We start from the raw sequence: 21,050 nt of genomic DNA on the forward strand, positions 1-21,050 counted from the left end.
GGTCCTGTGGTCGCCCCGTTCTGGGTGGCGCGTGGCCTTGACGGCCGTCCTCCGCGAAGGAGCGCTGTGGCCCCGTGCCCGACGAGAACGACTGCTGGGGGCCGGTCCCGGAGGCGAACGACTGCTGGGGTCCGGTCATCGAACGCCCCGGGTCCTGGCCGCCGGTCCCGGAGGCGAACGACTGCTGGGGGCCGGTGCCGTTCGTGAACGACTGCTGGGGTCCGGTCATCGACCGCCCCGGGTCCTGGCCGCCGGGCATCGTGTACCCGCCCTGGTCGCCGCGCAGCGACTGATGGCTTCCGGTGACCGGGTATCCGTGACCGGCCGCCCCCGGATATCCGGGGGCCCCGGTGACGGAGGACTGACCTCCGGAGGGGAAACCGTTGGCGTCGATGCCGCCGGTCCCGCCGCTCCCGCGCCCGTCGTTGCCCGCCCCGGCGAGGTGATCGCCACCGCCGCGCTGCTGGGCCAGGGTCCGCCGCATCGCGCGGAGCTGCTCCATCGCGCTGCCCTGGGCGATCGACTGTCCGCCGGTGCCGGCGAACATCGCCTCCAGGTCGCCGGTGGAGGCGTCGACCGGCTCGACCCGGGAGCCCCCGGGCTGTGCCGTGGCGACGGGGCGGCGCGGGGTCTCGGGGGCCGACCGACCCCGCCCGTTGGCGAACGGCGTGGTGGTCTTGGCCGCGGTCTCCTGGGGCGCGCCGCTGCTGGAGAGCAGGCTGACGTGCGGGCGCAGGTGTCCCGCGCCGATCTCGATGAGGTCGTCGCACTCCCGGCGCAGCGCGCGTGAGATCGTCCAGTTGCCCTCGACCGAGACGTGCACGACGGTGACGCGCACCCCCATGTCCTGGACGTCGGCGACGACCGCGGCCATGTCCTCGTCCCCGCTGACCAGGACGGCGTCGCACAGGACACCACTACGGGCCAGGGTGGTGAGGTCGCGCTGGACGTAGCTCTCGACACCCTCACGACGACCGGGTCTGATCCGCGCGGCGCGGAACTTCACGCCGGGGATGTCGGCGATGCCCTCCTGCTCCTGGGTGCGGCGGTCGTCGGAGACCGCCTCGTACCAGTAACAGCGCAGCAAGGGCAGGCCGGTACGGTCGCGCGCGACCTCGTTGAGGAACTGCACGAGGCCGGAGTAGTCCCAGGAGACGGAGTCCCGGTTGCGGGTTCCGTGCACGGCCATCGCGCCGTCCGCGAGAAGGTACCCCGCGTCGACGAACAACGCGCAACGGTCCACGACATCGCCCCCTTCCCTGTTGACTCTGGGGCCATATCCATGGCCGGGGCACAGCCTAGCCAAGTCTGTGTGGTTTTGCGTGCCCCTTGCGAACACGGACAGTCACGGTTCGGAGAACCGGGAGTAAGGAGAACCGGTGGGGGGACTCCCCCGTACGCTCCCCATCACACCGCGGCCCCCGTGCGGGAGGGGATTCAGGTGCGCATCGGTGCCACCAGGGCGATCACGCCGGCCAGCACGGCGTCCTGTTCGGAGACGATTCGGATATCCGTTTTCCTTCCCACCACTGGGGCGAATCGCACGACGTCGGTACCGAAGGCCAACGGGTCGCCCACCGCGCCTCGGGCCGAACCGGCGAACACGTTGTCGGCCGTCCCGTACCCGCCGACCGGTGTCGCCACCGCCCCGTCCACGGTCACCCGGTCGCCGCCCAGGTCCGCGTCGCCCTCCCAGGCCACCACGTCCAACCGCGCGGGCACCGCGGCCGGCAACAGGCCCGCCACCGGGAAGCCCAGCCCGACGGAGTCGTGGAACACCGCGCCGGCGTCGTCCAGGACCATCGCCTGGTTGTAGGAGCCGATCGACGGATCCTCGATCACGACCACCAGGCTCCACCCGGCGTAGAGGGCGCGGCCCTCCAGCGCCGGGACGTCACCCACCCACCACTGGCCGCCGCCCTGCGCTCGCACCAACCCGGTGACGTCGGCGAACGCCTGGTAGGCGGGGAATCCCGGCAGGTCGACGACGCTCACGTCGATCGCGGTGACCGTGTGGTAGACGTCCTCCGCGGGGCCCTTGACGCGCGCGGTGTAGGAGTCGTGCGCACCGGCCGCCGAGAAGTACAGACCGGCCCAGCGCACCCGAGCGCCCTCGGGCAGGGCCCAGGTGGCGGCGCTGGAGGAGAGGGTGGTCGGGTTCCAGTCGTCGTCGCGGGGCGCCATCACCCAGTTGTCGTTGTCGCGTCCCTCGCCCTCGCGGGCGCGCGCCTGAGCGCACGGGCCGTCCGAGAGGGATTCCCCGACCTCCGGTGCGGGACTCGGTTCCGGCGTGTAGCCCTGGGGCGCGTCCTCGCCGGTTTCCGTGACCGCATCGTCATCCGGCGCACTCTCCGGGGCCGACGGGATCACCTCCGGCGCTGGGGGCTCATCGGCCTCTTCCGCCCCTTCCCGCACCGAGGTGTCGGCCGCTCCGGGGGCGGGGGCCTCCGGGTCTTCGGGAGCACGGGCCAGATCGGCGTCCTCGTCCGGTTCCGGGGTGGGCGCGGATTCCCGCTCCGTACCGGTACCGGGCGCGACCGGCCGCTCCCACCACGGCCACGGCCATCCGCCCTCGTCCTCGGGTTCCACACAGGTCATCAGGGAGTTGCCGACGGTCTCCGCGGTCACCCGGCCCGCGGTGGCGTACCGGGCGGGCACCCCTTCGGTGGTGACGCCCCGCTCGCCGCTGGCGACCGCGCTCACCGAACCGGAGGAGATGGTCGCCGTGGCCGGGACGTCGAGTTCCGCGTCGGGGGAGACCCGCACGTCGAAGAAGTAGGTGCTGTTCTCACCGGCGCCCATCGCCGAGCGCGCGCACTCGCCGCCGACACCGCCCGCCGCGCAGCTCCAGTCGCCCTCGCCGTCGGCCATCGGCACGCCGTTGCCCGCGCCGCCGGAGAAGATCATCTCCACCCCGGGCGGCAGCGTGATCATGGCGATGACCTCGGTCACGGTGGGGGCGCCCAGGTTGCGCACGTCCAGAACCATGATCCCGGAGCCACCGGGGACCAGCGCGCCCACCGGGTCGATGCCCACCGCGAAGAACGCTCGGGGGGCCTCCTCCGCCGGCACCTCCTCTTCGGGGACGTCCGCGGGCGACACCGCCTGAGCGGGCTCGCCGGGCCGCGGGCGAGGGCGCGGGTCCGACGGGGAAGCCGGGTCGGGCCGGTCCGCGGCGGGCGGATCGGCTGCGGGTGGATCTTCGGCGGGCGGGAAGTCCGGTCGCGGGTCCGCCGGCGGCGGGGCGTCCGGGTCCGCTCCCGGGGGGAGCACCGGCGGGGCCGCGGCGGGGGCCGTCCCGTCCTGCGGCAGCGGGCCCTGAGCCCCCACCAGCGCCAACGCCACGGCGACCGCCACACCGGCCGCGGCGGTGGCCCCCGCCGTCACCTGCTGCCGCCGACGCGACATCCGGCTCCACCAGGCGCTCGTGGCCGCGCCACCGGGCGTGAGGGCCAGGTAACCCGTGGCACCGACGCCGACCACCAGGGGAAGGACCACCCCGCGCAGGCCGACGTTGACGTCCATCAGCTCCGCGTACACCTCACGGCAGTCCGCGCAACCGTCGAGGTGACCGTCGACCTTGGCGGTGTCGCGCTTGGACAGGCCGCCCCGCACGTAGGCGCCGAGCAGACCCACCGTGGGACGACAGGGCTCGGCGACCGCGCCGCCCGCCAGGTGCATCTGGAGGTAGGCCTGCCGCAGCCCCTCCCGGGCGCGGTAGGCCAAGGCCGCGACACCGTTCGCGTTCAGACCCAGGATGGCGGCGGCCTCGGAGGGTTTGGCGCCCTCGATCTCGGTGTGCCACAGCACCGCCTGCCAACGTTCGGGCAGGGACAGGAAGGCGCGGGCGATGAGCGACCGCTCCAGGCCCTCCAGTGCCGGGTCCACGAAGGGGACGCCCGGGTCCAGACTCTCCATGTCGTCGGTGACGACCTGGCGTTTCTCGCCGCGCCCCCGGTCGTAGGCGGCGTTGCGCACGGCGGTGAGCAGGTAGGGCCGGAAGGAGTCGGCGGGGCCTCCGCCCCGCTGGATGACACTGAGCACCCGTGTGAACGCCTCGGCGACCGCGTCCTCGACCTCGGCGTCGCTCCTGAGCAGCTGGCGGGCCAGACCGCGGGCGGAGGCGGCGTGGCGCTCGTACAGGACGGCGTAGGCGGAGGTCTCCCCATCACGGACACGACGGATGAACTCAGAGTCACCCGTGAGTACCTCTGTGTGATCTACCTCGGCGTTGGTCACCCAACGTCCCTTCTTGCGCGGAGCCGTCTGTGGAGGGGCCGGAGGAGATGGGGATTTCCGGCCTCGTGAGAACACGTCAAAGAAATATCCCGCATCCACGTCATAGGCGCCACCGATCTCCGTAATCAGGGGTGAGGGCGCACGAAAGAGCCCGTCGCGGGGGCGCGGGCCCGACCGTGAGCCGGGAGGGGAGAGACCATGGGTGAGGCCGAAGCGGGCACCGTTTCCGCCCGAGGGTTGCGCACCCCGTGGGAACGCCGGAGCCGGGAGACCGGGTGGGCGTCGCCGGAGGACTGGTGGACGCCCGCCGTGGACCTGGTGTGCACGACCTTCGTCACGGGCGGCGACCTGGCGGGGGCGTGCGCGCGGCTGGGCGAGGCGCGGGCGCGCTCGGGTATCGGGATCGGTCGGGCGATCACCGACCTGGCCGCGTTCACCGAGGTCGCGAGCCGGGTCGAACCGCCCTTGGAGCTGGTCCGCGCCCTGGCCGAAGGCTGGGCGGAGGCCGGACGGGACCGGAGGACCCACCTGGACCCGTTGACCGGGCTGGGCACGCCGGAGTACCTGCGCACCCGTTTGGGAGAGCTGTACCGCCACACCGACGAGGTCTCCCACTGGCTGGTGGTGGTGATGCTCGACCCGGGGCTGGACCCATGGCGCCGGGCGGCCCGCATGATCGTGCTCGGCTACGAGCTGTCCCGCTTCTTCACCCGGGGGGAATCGGTGTGCCTGCTGGGCAAGGGGCGCATCGGGGTGCTCACCCCGGACACGCCCTCCCTCGAAAGCGACCTGGACCGGCTGCGCACGGGGCCGGGATGGGAGCAGGGGGCGGCGGTGTGGGGGACGCCACTGCCGGCGGGCCACCGGGAGGCGTTGACCCTGATCGACCGGTTGGGGGAACGGCAGTGACCACATGAACGCCGTCCGGCGTCGCGCGGCCCGCCTTGAGGGGGGCTGGGCCCGGCGCCGGGCGGTCGGGCCGATCGACGGGTTCCGCTGAGGGGACGGACCGCCGGTCGGCCCCGCCGGACGACGATGGCGGACCCTCTGGCCCCGGGAGGGGGCGGTCCGCGCCGTCCGGTGAGGGGGAGCGCCCTTGTCGGCGCCCCCGGGAGGCGCGTCCGCACAGGGGAGTGTGGGCGCGCCTCCTTCACCCTGTGAACCGATGACGGGATCAACCGGGGTTGACGCGGCCCCGGGTCACGGTGAAGACGGCCCGCCGCCAGACGGAGACGGGGACGGGCTTGACCGCGGCGATGCGCTGCTCGTATCCGCCGGGCGCGGCGTACGCGGGCGAGAAGCCGGTGCCCGCGACCCGCCCGGTCAGGAACGCCGACGCGGCGTCGGCCGTCGCGTACCCGGGTGGTGGCATCCGCCCGAGGTCTCCCCCGGAGAACACCCCGAGGCCCCTGTCCGCCCCACCGGCGGCGGGCACCTCATGCTCACCCGACTCCACGGAGCCGAGGTCATTGGAACGTGCCGCCGGGGCCGAGGCCCCGGCGGTGTCGTCCGCGTCCACGGACGCCCCACCGACCCCACGGTCACCCGGAACCCCGGTACCGGGCTCGCCTCGCCCCTCCGGAGCGGCGAGGCCGTGGCCCCCGGTCCACCCGGCGGAACGGGGGTCGTCGGCGGTGGCGGCCGGCTCCACCGAAGGTGTGTCCGCACCCTCGTCGACAGGGGCGACCGACGCCGCGGTGCCGAGACCGGCGACGCCCGCAGGGCGCTCGGGGGCGTCAGAGGCCGCGGGTGTCACATCGGTGTCGAAGTGTTCGGCTGGAAGACCGGCGGGCTTCTCCGCCGACGTGCCCGTGGCCCCGTCGGTGCCGCCGGACGCGGGAAGGGATTCCTCGGTCTCCGGAGCCCGGTACCGGTCCCGGGGTACGACCGAGACGGCGTCCACGGAACCGGCGGCGTCGACCGGTCCCCCCTCCGGTGCCTCATCGGCGGTGGCTGCGCCCAGAGGCCGTTCCCCCGCTTCCGGAGCGAACAGCGACACGCCCCGGTAGAGCAGGGAACCCTCGGATTCGGAAGCGGGATCCGGGGCGGGAGGTCCGATCCGCAGCTCCTCGGCCTCGGCCCGGGGCTCCTCCTCTCCTTCCTCCTCTTCCTTCTTCTTCTCCACTCGGGCACGCCGGTCGGCTCCGAGCACCAGGAAGACGTCGGTCTCCTCGGCGTCCGGGTTGGTGGGCTCCTCTTCCCCCCACACGTTGACGACCGCCGGGTCGGCCGGGCGCGGCGGCCCGACCACACGCGGAGCGCGTGTCCATCCGCCCGTGTCGGGACGCTCCTGCGCGCCCGAAGGACCCTGCCGAGACTGCGCCGGGCCGCTCCACCACTGTTCCGGGGCCGGACCCGGCTGCCGGGGCGACGCGGGCGGCGTCACGGGAGGCGCGGCCGCCGACTGTGGTCCCGGCACGGGTTCGGGGCCCCACTGCGGATTCTCCCGCTGGGGCATGGGGGTACCGGAGAGGAAGGCCTCGGCGACCGAGTCCTGGGCGAAGGTGCGCGGGTTCTGTGGCCCGGACCGGCCCGGCCAGGGACGTTCGTTTCCGGAGTCCATCGCGTAGGGCGTGGGCGGCAAGCCGCTCCAGGGCCCGCTCTCCGCCCGGTCGCCGTGGTCCGGGTTCTGCCGCCCCGGCACGAAGCCTTGGTGGTCATGGGTTCCGGGGCCTCCCGGCTGCGCGTGCCCCTGCCCGCCCCGTCCCGGGGGCGGGGTCTGTCCGCCGGAAGGCGCGCCCCAGGCGGGCCCACCGCCGGAGGGGTCGTGCCGTTCCCACCCCGGGTGGCCGCCCGAAGGCGCATTCGGTCCGGAGTGATCGCCGGGACCACTCGGGTTCGGATACCCCGGAGCGGGCCGACCACCAGAGGGATCACCCCATCCCGGACGCCCACCCGAAGGATCACCACCGGCAGGAGTCCCCTGACCGGCGGGAACACCCGGGTACGGACGCCTCGCCACGCCCTCGTCACCAAAAGGCTCCCGGACCGGCCGACCACCGGACGGGGCACCGTGCGACGGCCGGCCCCCCGAAGGAGAACCCCACCCCGGATGACCACCCGAGGCGTCACCGGGAACCCCCCGACCACCGGGACCGCCCGGGTTCGGATACCCCGGAGCGGGCCGACCACCAGAGGGAGCGTCCCACCCTGGATGACCACCGGACGGGGCACCGTGCGACGGCCGGCCCCCCGAAGGAGAACCCCACCCCGGATGACCACCCGAGGCGTCACCGGGAACCCCCCGACCACCGGGACCGCCCGGGTTCGGATACCCCGGAGCGGGCCGACCACCAGAGGGAGCGTCCCACCCTGGATGACCACCGGACGGGGCACCGTGCGACGGCCGGCCCCCCGAAGGAGAACCCCACCCCGGATGACCACCCGAGGCATCGCCGGGAACCCCCCGACCGCCGGGACCGCCGGGACCGTCCGGGTTCGGATACCCCGGAGCGGGCCGACCACCGGAGGGAGCGTCCCACCCCGGCCGGTCGGCGGGCGGCGTGCCCGGATACGGACGCCCCGGCGTGTAGGGCGCCCGTCCGCCGGAGGGCGGCTGGGCGTACGCCGGGGGCGGGACCGGCGGTACGCCGCCCTCGGGAACGGCCTCGGCCGATCCCTCGTCGTCCGGTTCGGGATCCTGGTCGTACCGGTTCATCGTCCGCTCCCCGTGTTCGGGCCGCCGTCGATCGCGCGGTCCAGTGCCGCCAGCGCCACCGTCTGCACCAGCCGGTGGGTGCTCTCGGCGATCCGCCGTGGCAGCACCGCCGTTCCCTGCGCCAGGTGGCGGTCGTGCGGCAGGGCGATCACCTCGGCACCGCTGCCGGCGATGATCCGCGCCGTGCGCTCCACGTCCAGACCCCGGTCCTCACCGCGTTCCTGGTCGAACACCACCACCACGGTCCGCGTGGCCTCGTCCTCGCGCCCCTGCGCGGTCAGGACGTCCAGTTCGCGACCGACGCGCAACGCGGCCTCCCGGGTCGCCCGCACCACCCGCACCCGGGAGTGCGCGCCCGCCGCCACGGTCTCCAGGAATCCCCCGCCGGTCTCCCCCACGACGATGGTCACCCCGAAGAATCGGGACACCGGCAGCAATCCGGCGGCGTAGGCACCGGGGTCGGCGGGATCGGTGCGCGCCGTCCACAGCCGGTCGGTGACATCGCCCAAACCTTCGCACACGGTCTCGAAGGCGGTCCCGTCGGCTTTGGCGAGGTCACCTGGTTCCTCGACGTCCAGCCGGGTGGCCAGGGACGGTTCTCGCCCGGTGGCGTCCACCGCCAGCACCCGGTCGTGCCGGAAGTGCGCCAAGGCCCGGGCCATCAGTGCCGCCACCACGGTGGCGTCGGAGCCCGTGCCCAGGTCGTCCACGACGATCCGCCGCCCGGTGGCCGTGGACCGTTGGAGTCCGACCCCCAGGTCGATGGCGCGGGCCACCTCGTCCACGGGACGGAAGGGCCGCAGCACGGCCCGCCCCACCCTCCGGGTCCACCCGTCGCCGGTCATCGGCTTGGGGTCGGTCTGTCGAACGTTCATCCGTCCCCCGCTCAGAACGTGCCGAGGAGGCGCTGGTAGGTGCCGAACGCGCCGATGGCCAACGGCACCAGCGCGACGACGGCGACGGCCTCGAACCTGCTGGTCGCCCCGCGCAGCCGGGCCCGCACGTGTTCGGGCTGTTCCACGGACAGCACCACGGCGGGGATGGCGGCCATCCCGACGGCGATGCCGAGCGCCGGCCACACCCCCCACGTGTAGGCCTGGGTCCACGAGAAGAGGAAGGCCGCCAGCACGACGAGACTCGCCGCGGTGAGCGCCGCCTTCTGGGCGACCAGCGGGAACAGGCGGGCCCGGCTGGCCACGACGATGGCCAGCACCGTGGACAGGCCCGCCGTCCACGGGTCGAAGTGGCCGGCCAGACCGATGCCGGCGATGGCGGTGGCCACGGCGACGGCCACGGTCGCGATGACGAGACTGCGGTGGGCTCCCGCCACGGAGGCGAGCACGTCGCCGCGGGCGACCGCGTCACCGGAACTGCGCTTGTCGTCGAGCACGGCCAGCCCGGAGAGCATGAGCGCCAGGCGCAGCAGCAGGCTGAGCAGCACCACGCAGGCCACCGTCATGAGCGCCGCCACCTGGTACGCGGGCAGGCCGAAGGCGGCGCCCACCGACCAGACGACGGCCAGGGCCAGGCCCACCCCGCCACCGGTCAGGCCTCCCCGGCCGAGGCCGGAGGTGAGGCCGAGCAGCAGCACGAGCGCGGCGATGAGGGCGGCGAGGCCGCCCCAGCGCGCCCATTCGGGCCAGGAGAAGAGGTCGCAGGCCAGCCACAGGGTGAGGCCGCCGACGGCCGCGCCGGAGATGGCCAGTGCCGTGCCCAGGGGTTCGCGCCAGGTGGGGCCGATGGCCGCACCGACCGCCACGAGCAGTGCGGCGGCCACGGCGAGCCCGACCATGCCGCCGGTGGAGGGCGCGTACAGGTGCGCGATCCACGCGGCGACGAGGGAGAGGGCGACGAGAGAACCGGTGGCGGTCCACCGGGCGGCGTCGGGGTTCCAGCGCCCCCGATGGTCGTCGATGGCGTTGGACACCGCCTCGGGCACCTCGTGGACGACCGGTGCGGGCACCGGTTCCTCGGCCCGGACGAGGCGGAGGACCGCACCGTCGGCGATCTGCCGTTCGGCGAGGGTGGTGTCACCTTCCAGAACGGTCCCGGACGCGGTGACGAGGTGTCTCAGACGCGCCGGGTTCTCGACGGGGTCGCCGAGGAGGTCGAGCACCTCCGGCATGAGCGCGCCCACGGGTTCGCCCGCGGGCAGGACCGCGTCGACCCTGCGCTCCTCGCCGACGAGCGTGACGCGGCTCCAAGCGGTCATTGCCTTCCCATCCTGCTGTGTTCGCTGTGTCGGGTTCGGTGGGTGATGGAGGGTCAGCCGGGCATGTCGGTGACGGCGACGCGTTCGACGTAGCCGTTGCCGATGAGCCAGCGGATCGTGGGCACGGGCGGCACCTCACCGAACCCGGCCGTGTCGAGGGTGAACCGGATCCCGCCACCTGTCGCGTCGCCGTCGGCGGGCGCGGTGGTGGCGGTCACCTGGAAGGGGTGGATGACCCGGTACCGGTGGTAGAGGGGTTCTCCGTCGGCGTCGGTGCGCACGTACGCGGGCAGACCGCGTTCGGCGAAGGGGGTGCCGTCGGGGTTGAGGTGGCGCCCGCTCTCCTGGCCGAAGGCGTCCAGGACGTCACCGGGTTCGAGGGTGTGCAGGTAGGAGCCGCCGCTGCGCTGTTCGAGGTTCCCGCGGACCTCTTCGACGAGCTCCGAGGAGGTCTCGGCCATCTCGGCCTCCTCGGCCGCGGTGAGGGGTTCGGGGGCGGCCTCGGTGGTGGCGAGTTCGCGGTGGAGCCAGCGGGCGGTCTCGTCCTCGGTGCTGAACCCGGGGCCGGGGCGGCCCTGGTCGTGGTCCATGACGGACACCGCCGGATAACCGTCGGCGTCCTCGGTGACGAGGTAGTAGCTGTCGATGGTGCCGGCTTCGGGCCGCGGGTCCCCGGGAAGCACGTACAGGCTCTCGGGGACCCCGGCCGCGTCGAGCTCGGCGCGGAGCTGGTCGAAGGTGACCTCGGTGCCGACCCAGGCACCGGGAGTGGCCGGGAGCGCCTTGGTGGTGGGGCCGGACGCCGCCTGCTCCCGCTCGACGCGCTGGGTGCCGAGCTGGTGGCTGACGAAGGACCAGCCGACCGTCCCGCCGCAGATCACCGCGGCGAGGCAGGCACTGATCATCACCTTGGTGATGTTCTCGTCGAGACGGCGCCTGGTGCGCTGTCCCCCGAAGAGCACCGCCTCCCGCAGGCGTTGTCGGCGTACGGCGACGGACTCCAGCAACTGACTGTCGTAGTCGCGTGCCACGCGTGCTCCTCGTCGCTTCTCGTTCCCGGCCGGTGCTCCGCTCCGCGCGTCAGATGTTCTGGACCGCGGAGTTGGCGCGGCTCAGTGTCTCCTGCGCGGTGGAGTCGTTGGTCTCCAGGGTCTCCCGCACGAGGCGGATGATCTCGCGGACCTCGTTGGCCGCGTTGTGCCACTTGAGCTCTTTGGCGCTGTACTCCTCGGAGACCCCGGTGGCCTCGAAGTCGGACATGGCGGCGCTGACGTCGGTGTCGTGTTCGCCGATGATCGCTTCGAGCCGGTTCATGATCGTGTTGATGTTGCCCTGGGCCTCCTGGGAGGCGCCGATGTCGTAGGCGTTCTTCATCTGAGGCTCCTCGGGGGGATCAGCGGAACTTGGCGGCGTCGAAGTTGGCCGCGCCCATGTTGGTGTTGGCGTCGTCGGCCATGGTGTCCGCACCACCGGTGAAGGCGGTGTTCATGCCCTCCTGGCCGACCTGGATCGAGCCGAGTCCCGCGCGCAGGTCCGCGGTGATCCCGTCGGCCCGGGTCTTGAAGGAGTCGAACGCGGCCTTACCGGCGCCGTCGAACTTGCCGACGAGCGGTTCGGCCGCCTGAACGAGTTGCTGAATGAGCGAGCTGAGCTCGTCGCCCGAGCCCGCGGTGCTCTGCCCCAGAGTGGCCAGCGTGGTGTCGCCGACTTCCCAACGTGACATCCGTTCACCTGTTCTTTCTCGGGGGTCCTCGCGAGGCTGTCGCCTCCCGTGGAGAGAGGATGCACAGAGCGTGCCGACAGTTCAGAAGAACGACCACGAAGCCGTACAAGGGACCCGATACACCCGATGAGGAGGATCTGCATACTACAAGCGGTCACGGTCCGAGAAATAGACGAGTCGGCTACCTGTGGACAAAGGGGTGAGGGCACGTGAAGTTCGAGGTCGTGGAGTCCGACGACTGGGACGAGGTACCACCCGACGGCGGGACGGATACGTCCGCCGAGGCCGATCCCGAGCCCGGGAAAGAAAGTCGGGCCGCCGAGGAACGCAATCCGATCGAACTCATCGCCGAGCAGGTGAATTCGCAGGTCAAAGCGGATATCGCGGCCACCCGGGCAGCCATCGGAAATTTGTGGTCGGCGATCGCCGCAGCAAAAAGTGATCCTCATCACAGCACTTCGACCACGAGCCCCGTCGCCCCCACCGAATTCCGCGTCTCTCCCGCACCTTCCTCACCGGTCGCCCCTCCCACCCCCACGGCTGATGGAAGCGAGCACGAATGAGGTGGCGACCGCCACCGAGATCGACCGGGTCCGACGCCGGTCGACCTTCGCCCCCTGGCGGGAGGGCCTCGCCGAGGCCGAGCGGAGCGGTCATCTCCCGGCCGCGCCGATGGAAGGGCGCGCCTCCTTTGAAACCGTGTCCTTGCAGTCCCTTCCGGCGGGCATCCGGCGTCGGACGGCTTCGGTGTGTCGTCGGCCCCGGTCACGGCCGAGGGGCGGGTGCGCGGGAAGGATTCGCGTCATGAGGCCGAGGTGGGTGAAGGCGTCTCCCCGTGCCCGGTCGGTGGTCCAGGTGGCGGTGGTGGGTCCGGAGACGGCCTGGACGTGGCACCCGGGAGCCTTCCGCGGATGCGGCAAAAGTTATCCACAGCCTGTGGACGAATCCCGCACGAGGAGTGGACCACGCCGCCGCTCCGCCCATCGGCCTGCGCCTGAAGGCGGCCGAGAAGAAATAGCCGACATGGGTCTTTGATTCGATTTGAAAGAATTCACAACCCGCCGAGCAGGAAACGGGATGTGCCCGGCAGAGGAGGTCACCGGCTCTTGAGCGCTGTCGTTCGACCGGACGGAGGCCGGCCGGCGCGTTCGGTGAAATCCGCCGGGACCGGCCGCCCGCCATCGTGGGCTCCGGTCACCCGGTTCCCTTGTGCCGCCCGCCATGGACTCCGACGGAAACCTCTCACCATGTCGGCCACCACGACGACTTCCACGAGGGCCGGTGGGAATCCCCGAAGATTCACGGCAGAGAATCCACACGCCGTTCCCGACGTCGATCTTTCGTCCCCGAGAAACCCGACACCACTGATCGCACGTCGATTTCGCAGGTCACAGTGATCGCGTGGGAAACCTCACGAGCCCACTCACGGCACATCGGCATTTTCATCGCCGGAGAGGGAACAGCTTCCCATGATGAACGGCATCCATCTCGACGATCCACCGGCCACCGCCGCGGACGCACTCGACCGCGGCGGTGCCCGGACCGCCCCGGGGGCCGAGGAGGAACGGTGTGTTCGGGCCGTCCGCGACGCCCTGCGTCGCGCGCGGGACACCGACGACGCCCACGCCGCCGTCGGGCTCCTGGACCGGAGGCTCCACGAAGGCAAGGAGCCCGCTCCGTGACCGCGCCCCCTCCCTTTCCCTCCACCCCCTATGTCGCCCCGCTGTGCGGAGAGGCCCGACTCGACCACGCCTGCGCCCGGCGGGTCTGCCTGCTGGAAGCAGGACACAGCGGACCGCACGAGGACGCCAAGGGGCAGACCTGGGAGCCGCCGGAGCAGACCCTCGAACGGCTCAGGTCCACGTGGGGGCGCACCCATCGCATCGCCTGGACGGGATCGTTGTGGATGGCCACTCACCGGGACCCCGACGCACCCTGGCGCACGGAGGTCGAGCCCACCCCCGAACAACTCGAAGAGCGGCTGCGCGCGCACTCGGCCCTGTGACCCGCCGACGACCTCCCGCCCCCAGAGGTCCTCTCGTGTGCCCGCGTCCTCGGCGCTCCGCACGTTCCGCGCGCCTCCGGCCCTCCACCCGCCCCACGGGCACCCGTGGCGCGTACGCGGTCCCCGCGCGCACCACGCCCCCGCTGAGACCGAGGCCACTCCCATCCGCATGACCGCAGGTCACCGGCGTGCCTGAAATCCCTCCCCGGTCATGACCTTCCTTCGCGCCACGGTCGGTGAAACCATCGACGCCGAACGAACATCCCATACCCGTGTCCGCCTCCTCACAGGCGGACGAAAGCCAACGAAGGGCACTGAACCGCCGCCGGAGGAAACACCGTGAAGTTCGAGCTGGTCGAACCTCTCGATTGGGAGGACCCGCCGCAGACCGCTCGGTTCGAGGCACCCGAGCCGCCGCAGGCCGTCGTCGGCCCCGTCCGGGCCGCCGCCGACCGTGCCCGCGAACGCCTTCGTCTGGAGAGGGAGGCCCTTCAGTCCGCCCTGGGCCGTATGTGGGAGACCATCACCTCCGTCCAGGCAGAGGAGTCCGTGATCCTCCCGGCCGACTCCGTGACCCCCGCGAACTTCCGCCCCGGAGCCTTCTCCTCACGCAATGCCTGACGCACCCCCTCGTCCCTGCCCCCGACCCCCGACCCCCGACCTCGATCATCGACACGTCGGCACGGCGCCCCGGTCACCCACGCACCGACGGGCCCGAGAGCCGACCAACACGTGAAAGGAGCAGTCCGTGTCGCAGTGGAACATCCAGCCCGCAGCGGTGGGCGGTGTCCTGACCACCGTCGCCGGTCACCTCGGTGAGGAGGGGAGCGGCGAGGGCCTCATCGGTGTCATGGAGAACATCGAGAAGCACCTCGGCGAATGCGGTGACTGCGCCCAGAGCGGCGTGGTCGGCATGGCCTTGGGCGAGTTCGCCACGCACTACTTCAAGACGATGGGCGACATGGCCTCCCTCACCATGTCGGCGGTGTCCGGCGCCAGCAAGGCCACCACCCACTACGTCAACGGCAACCTTGAGATGGCGGAGGAGGCCCAGGGCAACGCCGGGGTGGTCCCCGAGCCCGAGCCGCCCCGCAATCACGGTCCCAACCTGGCGGTCTGACACCCGCGTGGTCCGGGGACACGTGAACGCGTGACCGACCCGACGCCCCACCACACCCCCCACGTCGAGAACGGTCGAGGAGGTCGTGCGATCCGCGTCCGGATCCACGGCATCCTCGACCGGGAGAAGACATCGGCGGCCACCACCGGCCGTCCTCCGCTCTGGAAGTGAAGGGATCCCTTGATGAGCACAGCGGTGAGCGACCTCGCCGTCCGTATCCACGCGATCGATTGGAACGGGAACCTCGATCACACCCGGTCGCTGGACGCCAAGGGCCGGCCCTTCTACGCCCTCGACGACTGATCCGGCGCCGCCCCGCACACCAGACTTCCCGATCCCCGCCCCTCCCCCGGTGCCCGACCCCACCGGCCCCCGGATCCGCGCCGTCCGCCCCCACGAACGCGCCGCACGGATCCACCCCCAGACACGTACGGAACCCTGGGAACCGCCACGGCCCTCGACCCCGCCCGCGGCCTCCCCTGGAACAGGTAACGGTGGTCCACCTTGTCCGACCTGATCGATCCGAGTAATTTTCCCGTCCCGAAGACCCTCACCTACGCCTTGGACGCGGTGGCGGCCAAGCTGAAGACCGACGGCACCGACCTCACCGACACCGCCGGTGACATCACCGGCGCGTGGGCGGGGTTGGACGGCATCTACTCCGCTCCCGAGGACGAGACGCTCTTCAACGTCCTCAAGCCGATCACCGGCGATGCCGGGGACGTGTCCTCGGCGTTGTCCAGCACCTCCAACGCGCTCAGCGATTTCGCCGAGAAGGTCCGCGATATCAAGGGGCGCTGGGCCACCCTGAGAACCGACTCCAACGAGTTCCTCCGCAAGATCGACAACGGCGACAAAGAGGGCTGGCGGGACGGCGGCGGCTTCCTTTGGTGGAAGTCCGAGAGCGCCGAGGTCGGCGAGCACAACGAACTGCTCAACCGGGCGGCCGGTCTCCTGCACGAGTTCCAGGAGGCGGAGCGCACCTGTGCCAACGCCATCACCGGTCTGTTCGGCGGCACGACGTTCATCGCCCAGAACTCCGAGGGGTCCGTCAAGCCGGGCTCGAAGGAGTTCGTGTACGGGTTCGACAAGCCGTTGGAGGGCGTCCCCATGGAATGGGGGGCGCCGCAGACAACCGACCACGCCTGGTACAACGACTTCGGCGACGCCGTCGGCGACTTCTTCGTGGGCATCGCCGAGGACGCGGGCGGCATGGTCGGCGCGCACGGTCCGAACGGGTGGTTCTCCGGGAACTGGGGGGACAACCTCTGGGACTACTGGGGCGGCACCGTCGAGGGCCTGGCCGGGTTGGCGGGCGTCGGCAAGGACGAGAACGGCGACTGGGGCTTCTCCTGGTCGACCATGGGCAACTCCTGGAAGGAGGCCGCGCACGCGGTCGTGCCGTGGGAGGAGTGGGGCGAGCGGCCCTGGTACACCATCGGTACGGCGCTGCTGAACGTCGGCGCGGTGGTGGGCGGCGCGCTCCTGACCGCCACCGGAGTGGGCGCGGTCGTCGGTGTTCCGCTGATGGCCTGGCGCGGCGCCAAGATCGTGAACTCGGTGGGCGGCAGCCGTACCCCGGACGTCCCGGACGCTGCGGACCTGCCGGGCGGCATCGATCCGGCGTTGCTGGCCCGGGTGCCCAGGTTCGGCGACGGGTCCATCACGCCGGTGGACCTCGGCAGTGTGGCCGACCTCGACATCGACGGTGCCGACCTCGGCCGGATGAACGAGGCCTTGGAGCGGCTCAACGCCTCGACCAACAACAACGGGAACGGTCAGGGGTCGGGAACGCCGGGCGGCACCGACGGGCGACGCGCACCGGTCACCGCGGACGCCCCCGACACCCCCGGCGACACGTCCTCGCCGCGCGCCACCACGACGCGCACCGAGTCGACGCCGGAGGGCACCGAGCGGCGGCGCACCGACACCGCGGACGACCGCGACGGAACGGACACCGACACCGAGCGGGAGCCGGTCCACCCGACCACCGAGCAGCTCGACGCGAGCCAGGACTTCCTCGACGGCATCGACCCGGAGTCCCGCCGCTCGTTGGGGGAGGGGTTGAACGGCGAACAGGATCGCTGGGTCGCCGGACAGACCGTGCCCGATGACATCTCCTCGGTCAACGACACCCCGGTGCAGCGCTACGAAAGCGAGCCGTCCCGGGTGGAGGCCGACGTGGAGCAGCGGGTCGAGGTCGACAGCGCGGGCAACGAGATCAACGGTCACAACGACACGACCGTCAACAACAGCGTCGGCGGTACCGACGGTCTGGACACCCCGCGCGGCGGCACGACCGTCGTGGACGTGGACTCCGGGTCGGGCCGCGGCGGCACCGGTGGTGGAGGCGGCGGCTCGCACTCCTCCGAAGGTTCCCTGCCGGTGCGTGGTGGCGGGGGCAACGGCGGTAACGGTGGAGGCGGAAGCGGTGGTGGAGGCGATGTGCCGAACACCCCGGATGGCGACCGCACACGCCCGGGTGGCCGGGACAACCCGCACGTCATCCGTCCGAACGACCCCGACAGCCGCTTCACCGACCTCATGCCCGGACCGAAGGAGCGTTTCGGCGACGGCGTCGACCTGGACCCCGACACCACCTACCGCATCGAGAACTCCGACGGACACTGGCGGGGCACCTACACGACGGACGCCGACGGGAACGTCACTCGTGTCGAGACGGTCCCCGATCGGGCCGGTTCCAAAAACCCGGAGTTCTTGGACCCACGACCCGACACCACCTACGTGGTCCGGGATCCGGACAAGATCGTCGACGTCACCAACCCGGACGGGACCGTGTCCCAGCGACCGTACGAGTACTCCTACACCACCGACTCCGGTGGCCGCACCACATCCGTCGAGGGCGACCTGATCTCGGACAGGCACCCTCGCAACGTGGACGAGCAGGATGCCGTCAACAAGTCCGCCAAGGACTACTTCGCCGCCCTCAACGAACAGTTGGAGGCGAACGGCTCCGGATACCAGTACGCCAACGGCCGATGGAACGGCGGCCACCTGATCGGCGCGAACGAGTTCGGTGGCGTGGGCGAACGACTCAACCAGATCCCCATGCTCGAAGTGGTGAACCAGCGACGCAACGCCTTCCCGGGTATCGAGGGCAGTTTCCGCAACATGGAGAAAACCTGGGACAATCTCCTGAACGGGAACTGGTCCGAGCTGCGCAAGGTCGAAAAGCGCGAAGGCGTGCCCGCCGCGAACTGGGACGCCGCGATAACCGAATGGCAGAAGATCATTCGCAACGGGCCACAGCCGCCGAACATCCACGTGCGGATCACCACCATGGATCACCCGGATCTGAAGCCCATCGACGTGCTGGACGACAACGGTAACGTGGTCGACGTCCTCCGACCGCCGCCCGGCGAAGTGATCGTCGAGTGGTCCCTCAACGGCATCGAACAAGAGCGTCGTTCCTACCACAACATCCCCGACACCGTACCGACCCCACCGAGCGGGAGCTAGACGATGGATCGTGGCCACCTGGGACCCCAGGAGCAGCAGGAACTCCTCCAGAAGATCGGCGTGGAGTTGCTCACGGCCGTGGGCGACGAGTGGGAGACCGTGACCTACACCGTCCGGGCCCTCATCGGTCAGATGTCCGAGCAGCTGGAGGAAAGGCGTGCGGACGGGACGACGGAACGCAAGCGCATCCCTCTCGGGGTGATCGACATGGTCAAGGAGCTGCGCGCGGGAATGTACCGGGAGGGCAAGGGCACCTGGTTCACTCTCACGTACGTCATCGGCAGGCCCGGAAGGTTCAAGGTCGACTACGACTACGACGGGCAGCCCGGTTTCACCTTCTATCCGCAGGCGTCGGACTTCGCCTTGGACCTGGAGTTCTTCCCCCGCGCCGACGAGAACCTCCCCGACTGGCTGCGCGAGCACCTGGACGAGGCCACCCGGGAGGGTTAGACGCCGGTCTTTCCCGGGTGAAAGGGCCGGGTGCGAATGGATCATCCCGTACCCGGCCCCGTGGCGGGACAGCGGTCACCAGCGCGTCCGCCGACGGCCGTGGACGCCACGCATGCCTTGGGCGAGGGCGTCATGGTGGAGCGTGTTCTCGCCACCGAGCAGGATCGTCGTCGAGTGGTCGCTCAACGGCGTCGCCACGAAGAGAATCCAATACAAGAACCCCCCTTCCCCGAGTAGGTGAAAACCCTTGGTGGACCACGCTTTCAAGCGTGGGCATCCGGGGCCGGCGGAGCAGCAGGAGATCCTCACCAATGCCGGATCGAAGATCCTGGGCAAGGCACCGAATGGCTGGGAACGGATCATCTGCACACGAAGTGCGCTGATCGAGGCCACCAACAGCCTCGTGGAGATCGAATTCACGAACGGCGAAAAAAGCGCGCATCGCCTCCGAGCGATGGACGACGACCCCGGCCCGACCTTCGCCACAGCCAAAGCCTTCACCAACGACCTCGAATACTTCCCCCGCGACCCCGAGTACCTCCCCGACCGGCTGAACGAGAAGCTTCGCGAGGAGGCCGGGGGCACCGCCGCCGGGTGAGGCCCCGGGGCGGAGAGGAACACTGCGGACACTCGGGAATCCCTCGAACGCGAACCTTCCGGACACTCCGTGTATCCCACTCGATACCCGTCCGGCCCCCACGAGTGTTGAGGAGACCCCTTGAGCCACGACGCGGTCGCCCTGCTGGCCGATCCCCCCGACCGGAGAGCCCTCACCAGGGCACTCGTCGCCGCCGGCCCGGACCTGCGCGTACGCCTGGCCGCGGACGGCGCCCTGGTCGAACTCCTCGACTCCGATGACCGGGTCGTCGCCGCCATGCAGGCCGCACAGCGCCTGGCCCTGTCGGCCGAGGCCGAGCGGCTGCTCACCGACGACATCGCCGACGAACTGCCCGCCCAGCCCTACTGGGTGGAGGCCCGGGGCGCCGACCTGTCGGACGCGGACACGGCCGGAATGGTCGGGCGGTTCGTCCGCGACCTGGCCGAGCGGCTCGGGGGCGCCGTGTGGGAACCTTCCCCCGTACTGGTCCGAGGTGACGCCTTCCTGGAGGGCGCCACCGAACACCCCGCCGTCACCACCCGCACCGAGAAGACCGTGGTCGTGGTGCAGGACCGCCCCCTGGTCCCCATGTCCCCCTGGCTCGTGGACGCGATGGCGCGCTACGGGCGCCAGGGCCTGCGCCTCCAGGTCGTCACCCCCTCGACCTCGCGCGTCACGCACGCCCTGCGTTCCATCCTGATGACGCCCACCGCCCGCTGGGTGGCCCAGACCCCCGACGGCTCCTACTACGACGGCTTCTCCGGCATTCCGCTGCGCTGGGACGACCGGGAGGCGTTCGTCGTGGACGAGGACGCCCGCCCCGACGGGCCTCCGGAGGCGTTCCGCGCCGACGACGCCGATCGGGGCTGCCAGGTGCACGTCGACCTCAACGTCGAGCACCCCGCCGACAACGGCCTGGTCCTGGGCACCTCCGTGGAGCTGCTGGCCGAACGTCTGGGCGGCGCGGCGCCGTCCGTGTGGGGTACCGCCGAGCCCCTGCCGCAGGAGTGGAAGCGGGCCGTGTTCACCCGGCTGGCCCGCGGCCGCGCCCCCGGCCAGACCTGGGCGGTGATCGCCGGCCCGCCCGAGGGCGTGCGCGAGGACGGGGTGCGCCCCTTCGCCGGCACGGTGCGGGTGAGCCGCACCGTGTCCGGGGTGCGCGAGGCGATCACGTTCGCCGTCGGATACGCCGAGGGCGAGGAGCCGGATCTGTCTGCGTTGGCGTCCCTGGTCAAGGAGCTCACCGACCGGGACGTGCTGCGGACCATGAGCGTGCGACGCGCCGGCGGCCGCGCGGACCTCACCTACGCCCCCCACTGGACCGGGTTGCCGCTTCCGGTGGGCATGGCCGTGGGCGTGGAGGGCGTGTCCTCCATCGGCACCGAGCGGGCCCTGTCCGCTCCCGTGCGGGGCATCCCGTTCGGCCCGCCCATGACCCCCGCCCTCTGGTACCGGATCGGCGACGGGACCGAGGACGACGCGTGGACGCGGTTCCGTGAGCTGATGGCCCACCTGCACCCCGACGGCGAACCCGCCACCGTTTGATGCCCATTGGCGCCCGTGCT

The 21,050-nt window shown here is 71.6% G+C and carries 19 protein-coding genes; 10 read left to right on the plus strand and 9 right to left on the minus strand.

The annotated features are described in order from the left end of the window. The coding region (locus tag PWG71_RS21135; RefSeq protein ID WP_274811664.1) for an NYN domain-containing protein at positions 1-1,243 on the minus strand (1,243 nt) is incomplete at its 3' end. A 194-nt stretch (positions 1,244-1,437) separates the two neighbouring features. After that, positions 1,438-4,239: a sigma-70 family RNA polymerase sigma factor gene (locus PWG71_RS21140; protein ID WP_274811665.1), complete on the minus strand. Its 2,802-nt coding sequence runs from the start codon at positions 4,237-4,239 to the stop codon at positions 1,438-1,440. A 198-nt stretch (positions 4,240-4,437) separates the two neighbouring features. Here PWG71_RS21140 and PWG71_RS21145 point away from each other — a divergent pair, with 198 nt between their 5' ends. Beyond that, positions 4,438-5,148 carry a hypothetical protein gene (locus PWG71_RS21145; RefSeq protein ID WP_274811666.1) on the plus strand — a complete coding sequence of 237 codons (711 nt, stop codon included), beginning with the start codon at positions 4,438-4,440 and terminating at the stop codon, positions 5,146-5,148. Between the two features lie 265 nt (positions 5,149-5,413). On the opposite strand, the gene PWG71_RS21150 is transcribed toward PWG71_RS21145, so the two are convergent. From PWG71_RS21150 to PWG71_RS21175, 6 genes are all read right to left on the minus strand, one after another. Next, a complete protein-coding gene (locus tag PWG71_RS21150) occupies positions 5,414-6,490 on the minus strand; it encodes a hypothetical protein (RefSeq protein ID WP_274811667.1) in 1,077 nt (358 codons plus the stop codon). 1,403 nt (positions 6,491-7,893) lie between these two features. Further along, positions 7,894-8,772 carry an ATPase gene (locus tag PWG71_RS21155; RefSeq protein WP_274811668.1) on the minus strand — a complete coding sequence of 293 codons (879 nt, stop codon included), beginning with the start codon at positions 8,770-8,772 and terminating at the stop codon, positions 7,894-7,896. Positions 8,773-8,783: 11 nt separating this feature from the next. Continuing rightward, the gene (gene eccD, locus PWG71_RS21160; RefSeq protein WP_274811669.1) at positions 8,784-10,109 is read right to left on the minus strand and encodes a type VII secretion integral membrane protein EccD; all 1,326 of its coding nucleotides are present in this window, start codon (positions 10,107-10,109) and stop codon (positions 8,784-8,786) included. A gap of 53 nt (positions 10,110-10,162) precedes the next feature. Continuing rightward, positions 10,163-11,140: a TNT domain-containing protein gene (locus PWG71_RS21165; protein WP_274811670.1), complete on the minus strand. Its 978-nt coding sequence runs from the start codon at positions 11,138-11,140 to the stop codon at positions 10,163-10,165. Between the two features lie 49 nt (positions 11,141-11,189). Continuing rightward, on the minus strand, positions 11,190-11,483 hold the full coding sequence (locus PWG71_RS21170; RefSeq protein WP_274811671.1) for a pore-forming ESAT-6 family protein: 294 nt from the start codon (positions 11,481-11,483) through the stop codon (positions 11,190-11,192). 19 nt (positions 11,484-11,502) lie between these two features. After that, entirely contained in the window at positions 11,503-11,832 is a 330-nt protein-coding gene (locus PWG71_RS21175; protein WP_274811672.1) for a hypothetical protein, read from the minus strand. 209 nt (positions 11,833-12,041) lie between these two features. Here PWG71_RS21175 and PWG71_RS21180 point away from each other — a divergent pair, with 209 nt between their 5' ends. The 7 genes from PWG71_RS21180 to PWG71_RS21210 all read left to right on the plus strand — a co-directional run bounded on the left by PWG71_RS21180 (position 12,042) and on the right by PWG71_RS21210 (position 18,887). Further along, complete coding sequence (locus PWG71_RS21180; RefSeq protein ID WP_274811673.1) at positions 12,042-12,395, plus strand: hypothetical protein; 354 nt, start codon at positions 12,042-12,044, stop codon at positions 12,393-12,395. A gap of 906 nt (positions 12,396-13,301) precedes the next feature. Continuing rightward, positions 13,302-13,514: a hypothetical protein gene (locus PWG71_RS21185; RefSeq protein ID WP_274811674.1), complete on the plus strand. Its 213-nt coding sequence runs from the start codon at positions 13,302-13,304 to the stop codon at positions 13,512-13,514. Next, the gene (locus PWG71_RS21190) at positions 13,511-13,837 is read left to right on the plus strand and encodes a hypothetical protein (protein ID WP_274811675.1); all 327 of its coding nucleotides are present in this window, start codon (positions 13,511-13,513) and stop codon (positions 13,835-13,837) included. The genes PWG71_RS21185 and PWG71_RS21190 overlap by 4 nt, the downstream gene beginning before the upstream one ends. A 339-nt stretch (positions 13,838-14,176) precedes the next feature. Then, complete coding sequence (locus tag PWG71_RS21195; protein WP_274811676.1) at positions 14,177-14,458, plus strand: hypothetical protein; 282 nt, start codon at positions 14,177-14,179, stop codon at positions 14,456-14,458. Positions 14,459-14,585: 127 nt separating this feature from the next. Beyond that, on the plus strand, positions 14,586-14,957 hold the full coding sequence (locus tag PWG71_RS21200; RefSeq protein WP_274811677.1) for a DUF6507 family protein: 372 nt from the start codon (positions 14,586-14,588) through the stop codon (positions 14,955-14,957). Positions 14,958-15,461: 504 nt separating this feature from the next. Further along, the gene (locus PWG71_RS21205; RefSeq protein WP_274811678.1) at positions 15,462-18,437 is read left to right on the plus strand and encodes a DNA/RNA non-specific endonuclease; all 2,976 of its coding nucleotides are present in this window, start codon (positions 15,462-15,464) and stop codon (positions 18,435-18,437) included. Between the two features lie 3 nt (positions 18,438-18,440). After that, positions 18,441-18,887 carry an immunity protein YezG family protein gene (locus tag PWG71_RS21210; RefSeq protein WP_274811679.1) on the plus strand — a complete coding sequence of 149 codons (447 nt, stop codon included), beginning with the start codon at positions 18,441-18,443 and terminating at the stop codon, positions 18,885-18,887. Between the two features lie 75 nt (positions 18,888-18,962). On the opposite strand, the gene PWG71_RS21215 is transcribed toward PWG71_RS21210, so the two are convergent. After that, positions 18,963-19,103, minus strand: a complete 141-nt coding sequence (locus PWG71_RS21215; protein WP_274811680.1) for a hypothetical protein — start codon at positions 19,101-19,103, stop codon at positions 18,963-18,965. Between the two features lie 31 nt (positions 19,104-19,134). On the opposite strand from PWG71_RS21215, the gene PWG71_RS21220 reads away from it, so the two are divergent. After that, positions 19,135-19,485, plus strand: coding sequence for a hypothetical protein (locus PWG71_RS21220; protein ID WP_446725072.1), 351 nt, complete (start codon positions 19,135-19,137; stop codon positions 19,483-19,485). A 120-nt stretch (positions 19,486-19,605) separates the two neighbouring features. After that, complete coding sequence (locus tag PWG71_RS21225) at positions 19,606-21,030, plus strand: DUF6177 family protein (protein ID WP_274811681.1); 1,425 nt, start codon at positions 19,606-19,608, stop codon at positions 21,028-21,030. Positions 21,031-21,050 lie beyond the last annotated feature (20 nt).

This window comes from Nocardiopsis sp. N85, assembly GCF_028882275.1.
Classification (GTDB): domain Bacteria; phylum Actinomycetota; class Actinomycetes; order Streptosporangiales; family Streptosporangiaceae; genus Nocardiopsis; species Nocardiopsis lambiniae.

Excerpts from the sequence above, each read along its gene's own strand:
- PWG71_RS21145 (WP_274811666.1), top strand. The coding sequence starts at position 4,438 with ATGGGTGAGGCCGAAGCGGGCACCGTTTCCGCCCGAGGGTTGCGCACC.
- PWG71_RS21155 (WP_274811668.1), bottom strand. The coding sequence starts at position 8,772 with ATGAACGTTCGACAGACCGACCCCAAGCCGATGACCGGCGACGGGTGG.
- eccD (WP_274811669.1), bottom strand. The coding sequence starts at position 10,109 with ATGACCGCTTGGAGCCGCGTCACGCTCGTCGGCGAGGAGCGCAGGGTC.
- PWG71_RS21170 (WP_274811671.1), bottom strand. The coding sequence starts at position 11,483 with ATGAAGAACGCCTACGACATCGGCGCCTCCCAGGAGGCCCAGGGCAAC.
- PWG71_RS21175 (WP_274811672.1), bottom strand. The coding sequence starts at position 11,832 with ATGTCACGTTGGGAAGTCGGCGACACCACGCTGGCCACTCTGGGGCAG.
- PWG71_RS21185 (WP_274811674.1), top strand. The coding sequence starts at position 13,302 with ATGATGAACGGCATCCATCTCGACGATCCACCGGCCACCGCCGCGGAC.
- PWG71_RS21210 (WP_274811679.1), top strand. The coding sequence starts at position 18,441 with ATGGATCGTGGCCACCTGGGACCCCAGGAGCAGCAGGAACTCCTCCAG.